Below are 8,536 nucleotides of genomic sequence, written 5' to 3'. Positions count from 1 at the left end.
CCCCGCCTACCCACCCGGCCCTTGACAGTTTCCTGCGGCGTCCACCACGGAAAATCACAAACAAGAGCAAAAGCGGGTCGCTTCGCTCGTAAAGCCGAGCCCGCCAGCCAACCGCCGTTGCTGTTGCCTTTGCTTCTGCCTTTTCTCTTGATCTTCCCGTGGTGCGTGCCGGAGGCAGGAAACTGTCCAAGGCCGGGTGGGGAGGCAGGGCAGGGGCGTGAGCCGCATGGATGCGGCGACCGAGCTTACATGGACGTACTTGCAGCGTCCCCTGCCCTGCCTCCCCACCCGGCCAAACCCATGAACCCGAGCTTTCAGCGACCAACCCAACCCCACCACGGAGGGGCTCCGCCGTTCGCCGACCCTCGCCGAAGGCACGCTTTCCGCGCAAGAAAAAAATTTCCAACAGACGTGTCGATTCCCCGCCCCCTGGTTCGTTGTACCCAGTGAAGGGCACGCACCACGCGTCCCCACGGGAGACCGCAATGAAAGTGATGGTGATCGTGAAGGCCAACGCCGACTCCGAAGCCGGCCGCATGCCCAGCGAACAGGAACTGTCCGAAATGGGCGCCTTCAACGAACAACTGGTGGCCGCCGGCATCATGCTGGCCGGTGAAGGCCTGCACGCCACCCAGCGCGGTCGCCGCATTCACTTCGGCGGCGGGGCACCCAAGGTCGAGGCCGGTCCGTTCGGTCCTGCCAGCGAACAGATCGCCGGCTTCTGGTTGTGGGAGGTGCGGTCGCTGGACGAGGCCGTTGAATGGGCCAGCCGTGCGCCGTTCGGCGAGGGCGGCACGCTGGAACTGCGTCCCCTGATCTCCGCAGAAGACTTTGGTGAAGCCTTCACCCCCGAATTACAGCAGCAGGAACAGCGTCTGCGTGCACAGCTGGAAGGCTGACCCGATTCCTCTCCCAGCCGGGCACGCCCCGGCACTACCACCCTGAATCGCACAACGGAGTATTGCCATGAGACTGATTCCCTTCCTCGGCTTCAGCGGCCAGGCCCATGAGGCGATGGCGTTCTACGCCAAGGCACTCGGTGGCCAGGTCACCTCGGAAATGAAGTACCGCGACATGCCGCCCTCCGATGGCTCGCCGGGCTGCAACGAAATGCCACCGGAAACCCTCGACCACGTCGCGCACAGCCAGCTCGAGATCGGCAACGCCATCCTGATGGCAGCCGACGGCCCCGGCGGCGGCGAGGGTGGTTCGACCACCATCAATGTCGATGTGGACAGCATCGAAGAAGCCGAACGCGTGTTCGCGGCGCTGGCCGAAGGTGGCCAGGTGCAGATGCCGATCGCCGAAACGTTCTGGGCACATCGCTGGGGCATGCTGATCGACCGTTACGGCAAGCCGTGGATGGTCAACTGCATGAAGCAACCCTGATCCCGTCTCTTTCATCCACAAGGAGCTTCAACGATGAGTGCACCACAACCGCAGATGATCTTCGTCAACCTGCCCGTGCAGGACCTGGAGAAGTCGAAGGCGTTCTTCTCCGCGCTGGGCTATAGCTTCAACCCGACCTTCACCAATGACGATGCGGCCTGCATGGTCATCAGCGAGAGCATCTTCGTGATGCTGCTGACCCAGCCGTTCTTCAAGCAGTTCACCAACAAGGCGATTGCTGATGCGCACAGCCACACCGAGGTGATCACCTGCCTGTCGGCCGACAGCCGCAAGGCGGTGGACGTGTTGGTGGACAAGGCACTGGCCGCCGGCGCCAGCGAACCGCAGCCGGCGCGCGACCTGGGCTTCATGTACCAGCGCGGCTTCCAGGACCTGGATGGCCATCTCTGGGAAATCGCACACATGGACGGCGAGCCGGGCTGACGGCCGCCGCAAGGGAGAACCCACATGGCTTACGTGGATGCTTACGTGCTGCCGTGCCCACAGGACAAGGTGGCGGCCTACCGCCGCCTTGCCCGCAAGGCCGGCGCGGTGTGGAAGGACCATGGCGCGCTGCAGTACATGGAATGCGTGGCCGACGATGTGGAACCGGGCAAGAGCACCTCGTTCCCGCGTGCGGTCAAGGCGAAACCGGGCGAGACGGTGATCGTCGCCTTCGTGGTGTTCCGCTCGCGCGCGGCACGCGACCGCATCAACGCAAAGGTGATGGCCGACCCGCGGCTGGCGTCGCTGGGCCCGAAGGACATGCCGTTCGATACCAGGCGCATGTTCTGGGGCGGCTTCAAGCCGATTGTTGAAGCGTGAGCTGCGGCGCTTGTGCGGGCCGGGCGTGCGTGTTGTGATCGGCGCATGCTCGATCCCGCACTGACGCAGCGTCTGGAAACCCTCTGGCGGATGGAGTCGCCAGTGTTGATCGCGCGCCTGGCGCGGCTGCTCGGCGGTGATGTCGGCCGTGCCGAGGAGCTGGCCCAGGACACCTGGCTGGCCGCGCTGGAGCGCTGGCCGGAACAGGGCATCCCGGACAACCCCGGAGCCTGGCTGATGACCACCGCGCGCAACCGTGCCATCGATGTGCTGCGCCAGCATCAGCGGGTGACGCAGCAGCATGCGCAGTGGGGCGAGGAACTGCATCCGGCCGCGCTGCCGGCACCCGATGACAGCCAGGCGCTGGAGGATGACCTGGGCGACGATCTGCTGCGGCTGATGTTCGTGGCCTGCCATCCGGTGCTGCCGGCCGATGCGCGGGTGGCACTGACCCTGCGCCTGCTCGGTGGCCTGACCACCGTCGAGATCGCACGTGCGTTCCTGCAGCCGGAGCCGACCATCGCCCAGCGCATCGTGCGCGCCAAGCGCACCCTGGCGCAGAAGCAGGTGCCCTACGAGGTCCCGCGTGCTGACGCGATGCCCGAGCGGCTCGGATCGGTGCTGGAGGCGATCTACCTGGTGTTCAACGAAGGCTATGCGGCCAGCGCTGGCGATGACTGGATGCGGCCGGCGCTGTGCGAGGAGGCACTTCGGCTCGCGCGCATCATGGCGCACCGGTTGCCGGTGCCGCCGGTGCTGGGCCTGCTGGCCCTGATGGAGCTGCAGGCCTCGCGTGCCGCAGCGCGAACCGATGCGCAGGGCGTGCCGGTGCTGCTGGACCAGCAGAACCGCGCGCGCTGGGACTGGCTGCAGATCGAACGCGGGCAGCAGGTGCTGGCGCGCGCTCTGGCCGCCGGCGGCGACGATGATCCTTATGTACTGCAGGCGCGCATCGCAGCGTGCCATGCAGCGGCGCGTCGCGCCGAGGATACCGACTGGCCGCGAATTGCGGCGCTCTATGCACAGCTGCTGCAGGTGCAACCTTCACCGGTGGTGGCATTGAACCGGGTGGTGGCGATCCTGCGCAGCGAGGGCCCCTTTGCCGCCTGGGCGCAGCTGCAGCCCTTGCTGGTCGACGCGCGCCTGCGCGACTATGCGCCGCTGCAGGTGGTTCGTGGCGAGCTGTTGCAGGCACTGGGGCGTGAGCAGGATGCGCGTGACGCTTTTGGCGAGGCAGCTCGGCTCAGCCAGAACCGGGCCGAGCGCGGATTGCTGCGGCAACGGGCGGGCCTGCCCGGCACAGACTGAGTCGACAAGGACAGCACTTGTCGCCGCGCGCCTGAGCGGCTATGTTTCGCGCCCAGCGGACGCATCAGCGTCCGCATTCCGTGCGTATTGACCGAGGAGCGGTTGGATGTATTCAAGGACGAAGAGCGCATCGCGCGCTTTTGCGCGCCTGCTTGCCTGTGCCCTGTGCCTGGCCGTATGGCCGACGGCCGTGCAGGCCGCGGACAAATCGCAGCAGGCCTATTGGGCCGGTTTTGCCTATACCGCTGACGCCGCCGCCGTGCAGGCGACCACGCCACATGCGCATGCGGTGCTGGAACGGCGTGGCCTGGTCCCGCTGAACCAGACGCTGGCGCAGTCGCTCAAGCGCCGCGCACCGGCCCACCTGGAGCTGATCGACCAGCCGGTGGCGATGCTCGACGGCACCACCAGCGCCACCGTGCTGGCCGCCGCGCTGGACCGCGAACTGGTCTCGGTCGAGCCGATCGGTGACCAGTACAAGGTGTTGGTGGAAGTGGCGCTGCAGGCGTTGTTCTTCGACTTCCGCGAGCGCCAGGTGATCGCGTCCTATCCGCTCACGCTGCAACGCATCGACGTGCAGGACTACCGCCCGGACAACGACGATATCGACGCGATCGTCGCCGATCTGCTGTACGGCAGCGCCGATACCAGCCTGTCGCAGGTGCTGGCCGCCAGTCTCGCCCAGGCCAAGCTGCCCGATGCCGCCGTGCGTCGCCTGCAGGTCGGTGGCGTAACCCTGTCCGACGCGGTCCGCGCCAAGCTGCCCGACCCGAAGTGGGAAACTCCGCTGCGCGCCACGCTGGCCCATGAACTGTCCAAGACGCTGTCGTCCAATGCCGGCGTCGGCCTGCTGCCGCCGGCCTCGGGCCAGGCGATCGGTGGTGCGATGGCCGCCCGCTTTGCCGACGGCAAGGTCTACCAGCTGAAGATCCCCGAGCCGGACTACGTCATCACTGTGCAGGTCGATGCGCTGAAGAACGGCGTCATCAATGAAACCCCGGCGATGAAGACGATGCTGTTCGGCGCCTTCTTCACCGCCAAAGTGACCGAGCCCTTCTCCGGCAAGGTCTATTTCGAACAGCCGCTGCGCAAGGGGGCCACCAAGGTGGTGCCGGTCACGCAGTGGCAGGTCGACCAGTGGTCGGCCAGCTACGAAACCCTGCTGGCCGGGCTCGATGCCTTCGCCGGCGCCGCCGCCAAGCGTGCCGATTCGCGCGCCTGGCTGGACGAACAGAAGCCGGGCGGCCGCCCGTTGCAGCAGCAGACCCAAGCCCTTCAGGAGTTGATCAAGTCATGTCGTTGATGCGTACCATCCTGCTCATCCTCATCGCGCTGGTGGTGGCCTCGCCGGTCGCTGCGCAGACCGCGAGTTCGCGCGGCACCGGCTCGGCCAGCTACGGCCTGCGCCTGAGTGCCGACACCCGTGCCCAGGCCCTGAACAAGGCCAAGGTCAATGCACTGGAGGCGTACATCGCCGAAACCGGTGCGGCCAAGCTGCGCCTGTTCGAAGCGCGCCGCGCCGAGTTCATCGGCGAGATCGATCGCTACGTGCTCAGCGCCGTGCAGCTGTCGGACACCGAAGACAAGAAGGCCAAGACCTACACCGTCACTGTCCGCGCCGAGATCAACACCACCCTGCTGCAGACCAAGCTGGATGCGGGTTCGGCCGTGGCCGGTGCCACCGCCGCGCAGCGCTCGCTGCTGACTTTCCTGTTCATGGCGCGCTCGCAGGACACCGTGCAGTCGTTCCAGGACAAGGAATACCGCCGCGTCGACGCCAGCAGCAGCTACAGCGAGAACACCCGTGAGGGCGACAGCTTCCGCGGCAACTCGGTCAGCACCAACGGCAGCATCAACCAGAATGGTTCGGTGTCGGTCACCAGCGGTGGCAGCACCACCGCACGCGCCGACAACATCACCTGGAAGGTGGCCAGCGCCGCCGAAGTGAACACCGCGATGACCGGTGCCTTCAGCGCCGCCGGCTACGAAGTGGTTGAAGCCGAATACGTGGAGGGCGAGTCGCGCGGCCTGCTCAGCATCGAGCGCATCCGCAAGGACTTCAGCACCGGCAACGACCTGGCCCCGGCCACCCTGCGCGATACCGCCAACGGCATCCGTGCGGCCAACATTCCGTACATCGCCGTCGGCACCCTCGACATCGGCATGCGCGACCGCGATCCGGCCAGTGGCAACACCCGCGTGTTCGTCACGGTCACCGGCAAGGTGCTGGACGTGACCGGTCGCTTCCCGCGCACCGTGTCGTCGGTGGGCCCGGTGCAGTTCTCCGGCACCGGCCCGAATGAAACCGTGGCCCGTACCAACGCGCTGCAGCTGGCTGCCGAAAAGGCCGCCCAGCAGATGATCAACGAACTGAACGTCAAGGCGGTCCGCTGATCCGCCGCCCCGGTGGGTGCCGAGCCCGCTCGGCATCGGCCTGGGGTTACCGATTCCCACGTGCCGCTTGGGCGGCCGTCTCTCCCAAAGGACATCCTCATGATCCGCAATACCGCTCTTGTCGTGGCCATCGCCGCCGCTACCCTGTCGATGCCGGCGCACGCCGGCCTGGGCAAGCTGAAGGACCTGGCCGGTGCCGCCACCGGCACCTCCAGCAGCAGCGCTTCCAGCGCCGCCGCCCCGGACGAAGCCGCGCAGGAAGCGCTGGTGCGTCGTTTCGTCAGCTCGCAGTCGCACTCGCTGCAGGCCCAGACCTCGTTCGCCCGTGCCTTCGGCCTGGCCGAGCAGGTGCAGCTGCTGGAAGCCGAGCGCCAGGCGCTGTCGTCGGGTTCGGTCAGCGTCGATGCGATGAAGAAGTCGGTGTCGGTCAGCGAAGCGGCGCAGGCTGCCATCAACGAGCGCCAGGCCGCGCAGCCGGAACTGAACGCTGAATCCAAGCAGCACTACGCCGAAGGCCTGGTCTCGCTGCTGGCGTCGGCCGCCGAAGCACAGAAGCTCGGTGGCGAGGCCAGCAACTTCACCGCCGGCATGAAGAACCTGGGCGCGACCCAGCTGGCGACCGTCGGCCGCAAGCTGGCCGCCGGTGCGTGGGTGGCCAAGGAATCGCCGGGCTTCATCCAGGGCCTGTACGGCTCGACCAAGTCGGCCGTGACCTTCGCCAGGAAGAGCAAGGTGAAGGTGCCGTCCAACGCCGATTCGATGCTCGACACGCTCTGATCCGAGGCGAATCTTCATGCGTATGACCTACCGTTTGATCGGCCTGGGCCTGGTTGCCGCGCTGCTTGCAGCCTGTGGCGAGCAGGACGCCCCGGCTGCCGCGCCCGCCAAGGAAAAGGCAACCAGTGCACTGGCCAGCAATACGCCAGTGGAAGCGGCGCCCCTGCGTGGCACGCCGGATTTCGGCGGCACCACCCAGGTCGCGCGCGAGGCCGACGGCATCGGCAGCACCCCGGAACTGGCGGTGCTGGCGGCGTTGCAGTCGGCGGTGGCGCAGGTCAACGGCGTACGCGTGGCCAGCCAGATGCAGGGCCTGCGTGCAGGCCTGCATGTGGATGTGGATGACGAACACGTCGGCGACATCCGCGCCGACGCGTTCACCCAGCAGATGATCGCCGGCTCGCAGGGCGCGGTGCTGGGCTATGAAATCCTGTCGCAGGAAGAAGTGCGGCAGCTGGACGAGGAAACCATCGCCCGCGTGCGCGCCAGCGACGAAGGCTGGAGCTTCAAGGGCTCGGCGTCGGCCAGTGCGTCCGGCGAAGCCTCGGCCAAGAGCGGTTCGGCTTCGGCCAGTGTCAAGCAGAGCTACGACGAGAAGGTCAACGTCGAAGCCAAGCGTGGCGCCAGCTCGTTCGATTCCGACGTGACCCACCGCAGCATGCGCAGCTACTGGAAGGTGCGCGTGCGCGCACAGATCGCCCAGTACCGTGCACCGGACGAGCAGGGCAAGCCGAAGATCGTGGTTGCACTGCCGCGCACCAAGGCCGGCAGCTACGCCGTGGGCGACGGCCGCGTGGACGCGGACGAAGTGGCCGACGCGATCCGCGCACGCCTGTCCGACACGCTGACCCAGACCCAGCGCTTCATCGTGCTGGACCGCGAGTTTGGTGACGAGCTGCAGGCCGAGATCGACCACATCAACAGCGGCAACGTGCGCCTGCAGGACACCGCACGCGTGGGCCAGCAGCTGGCGACCGACCTGATCCTGATCCCGACCATCGAGCGTTTCGAGTACCCGCGCAGCGTGCGCAACCTGCGCATGTCCGACCGCCAGGTGACCTCGTACTCCGGTGGCGGCCGCATCACCCTGCGCCTGGTCAACGCCACCACCGGCCAGGTGGTGATGTCCGACAGCTTCGACCACCAGCTGGCCTCGACCGGCCCCAGCACCCTGCCGCGCGTGGTCAACGGCCGCAACATGGCCGCGGCGATGATGGAATCGCTGTCGGGCCAGATAGGCACCAGCATCGTCACCACGCTGTTTCCGGTGTCGGTGGTGTCGGTGGACGGTGACCAGGTGGTGCTGAGCCAGGGCGGTGACACCGTGCAGGCCGGCCAGCGCTGGCAGGCCGTGCGCCTGGGCGAGGAACTGAAGGACCCGCAGACCGGCCGTTCGCTGGGCCGCAGCGAACACCCGTGCTGCACCATCCGCATCGACCGCGTGGCCGTACAGACCTCGTACGGCACCATCGAAGACGGCGTTGACGCGATGCGCGGCGGCTTCCGCCCGGGCCAGATCGAACTGCGCCAGAAGCTGGGCAGCAAGCCGGCGGCCGCCGCAGCCGCAGCGACTGCCCCGGCCGCTCCCGCAACTGCCGCACGCCCGGCCGCCAAGCCGAAGCCCAAGCCCGCTGCCGCGCCGGCCGAAGACCCGAACTGGTAACAGGCTCAAGCAACACACCGATGGGGTCAGAGCCCTTTCCCGCCGGGAAAGGGATCTGACCCCTTCCTGTTTCAGTCCGTGTCGACCAAGGTCGACACCCACCAACAGCAGCGGGAAGCTGTCGAAGGCGGGGTGGGTCCGGTTGCGGGGGGCACTTCAAGGACGGGTTTACGGCGTCCC

Annotated in this window: 9 protein-coding genes; all 9 read left to right on the top strand. The window is 67.2% G+C overall.

Annotation, left to right across the window (positions count from 1 at the left end):
- Positions 1-485: 485 nt before the first annotated feature.
- The 9 genes from BN1263_RS09620 (at position 486) to BN1263_RS09580 (ending at position 8,356) form a co-directional block, all read left to right on the top strand.
- Entirely contained in the window at positions 486-899 is a 414-nt protein-coding gene (locus BN1263_RS09620) for a YciI family protein (RefSeq protein WP_053500761.1), read from the top strand.
- Between the two features lie 67 nt (positions 900-966).
- A complete protein-coding gene (locus BN1263_RS09615) occupies positions 967-1,389 on the top strand; it encodes a VOC family protein (RefSeq protein ID WP_049414475.1) in 423 nt (140 codons plus the stop codon).
- Positions 1,390-1,422: 33 nt separating this feature from the next.
- A complete protein-coding gene (locus BN1263_RS09610) occupies positions 1,423-1,833 on the top strand; it encodes a VOC family protein (protein WP_058980737.1) in 411 nt (136 codons plus the stop codon).
- Between the two features lie 24 nt (positions 1,834-1,857).
- Entirely contained in the window at positions 1,858-2,214 is a 357-nt protein-coding gene (locus BN1263_RS09605) for a DUF1428 domain-containing protein (protein WP_014645774.1), read from the top strand.
- 45 nt (positions 2,215-2,259) lie between these two features.
- On the top strand, positions 2,260-3,522 hold the full coding sequence (locus tag BN1263_RS09600; protein ID WP_058980734.1) for an RNA polymerase sigma factor: 1,263 nt from the start codon (positions 2,260-2,262) through the stop codon (positions 3,520-3,522).
- A gap of 106 nt (positions 3,523-3,628) precedes the next feature.
- Complete coding sequence (locus BN1263_RS09595) at positions 3,629-4,825, top strand: hypothetical protein (RefSeq protein ID WP_058980732.1); 1,197 nt, start codon at positions 3,629-3,631, stop codon at positions 4,823-4,825.
- Positions 4,816-5,916 (top strand): hypothetical protein, encoded by a 1,101-nt coding sequence (locus BN1263_RS09590; RefSeq protein WP_058980730.1) that lies wholly within the window; start codon positions 4,816-4,818, stop codon positions 5,914-5,916. Before BN1263_RS09595 ends, BN1263_RS09590 begins: the two co-directional genes overlap by 10 nt.
- A gap of 99 nt (positions 5,917-6,015) precedes the next feature.
- On the top strand, positions 6,016-6,693 hold the full coding sequence (locus BN1263_RS09585) for a hypothetical protein (protein ID WP_021202156.1): 678 nt from the start codon (positions 6,016-6,018) through the stop codon (positions 6,691-6,693).
- Positions 6,694-6,709: 16 nt separating this feature from the next.
- Positions 6,710-8,356, top strand: coding sequence for a CsgG/HfaB family protein (locus BN1263_RS09580; RefSeq protein ID WP_058980728.1), 1,647 nt, complete (start codon positions 6,710-6,712; stop codon positions 8,354-8,356).
- Positions 8,357-8,536 lie beyond the last annotated feature (180 nt).

Origin of the sequence: Stenotrophomonas thermophila, assembly GCF_001499715.1 — a bacterium.
Classification (GTDB): domain Bacteria; phylum Pseudomonadota; class Gammaproteobacteria; order Xanthomonadales; family Xanthomonadaceae; genus Stenotrophomonas; species Stenotrophomonas hibiscicola.
This window is presented reverse-complemented; position numbering and strand designations above follow the sequence as displayed.

Coding starts and splice junctions, on each gene's coding strand:
- BN1263_RS09620 (WP_053500761.1), top strand. CDS start 486: ATGAAAGTGATGGTGATCGTGAAGGCCAACGCCGACTCCGAAGCCGGC.
- BN1263_RS09615 (WP_049414475.1), top strand. CDS start 967: ATGAGACTGATTCCCTTCCTCGGCTTCAGCGGCCAGGCCCATGAGGCG.
- BN1263_RS09610 (WP_058980737.1), top strand. CDS start 1,423: ATGAGTGCACCACAACCGCAGATGATCTTCGTCAACCTGCCCGTGCAG.
- BN1263_RS09605 (WP_014645774.1), top strand. CDS start 1,858: ATGGCTTACGTGGATGCTTACGTGCTGCCGTGCCCACAGGACAAGGTG.
- BN1263_RS09600 (WP_058980734.1), top strand. CDS start 2,260: ATGCTCGATCCCGCACTGACGCAGCGTCTGGAAACCCTCTGGCGGATG.
- BN1263_RS09595 (WP_058980732.1), top strand. CDS start 3,629: ATGTATTCAAGGACGAAGAGCGCATCGCGCGCTTTTGCGCGCCTGCTT.
- BN1263_RS09590 (WP_058980730.1), top strand. CDS start 4,816: ATGTCGTTGATGCGTACCATCCTGCTCATCCTCATCGCGCTGGTGGTG.
- BN1263_RS09585 (WP_021202156.1), top strand. CDS start 6,016: ATGATCCGCAATACCGCTCTTGTCGTGGCCATCGCCGCCGCTACCCTG.
- BN1263_RS09580 (WP_058980728.1), top strand. CDS start 6,710: ATGCGTATGACCTACCGTTTGATCGGCCTGGGCCTGGTTGCCGCGCTG.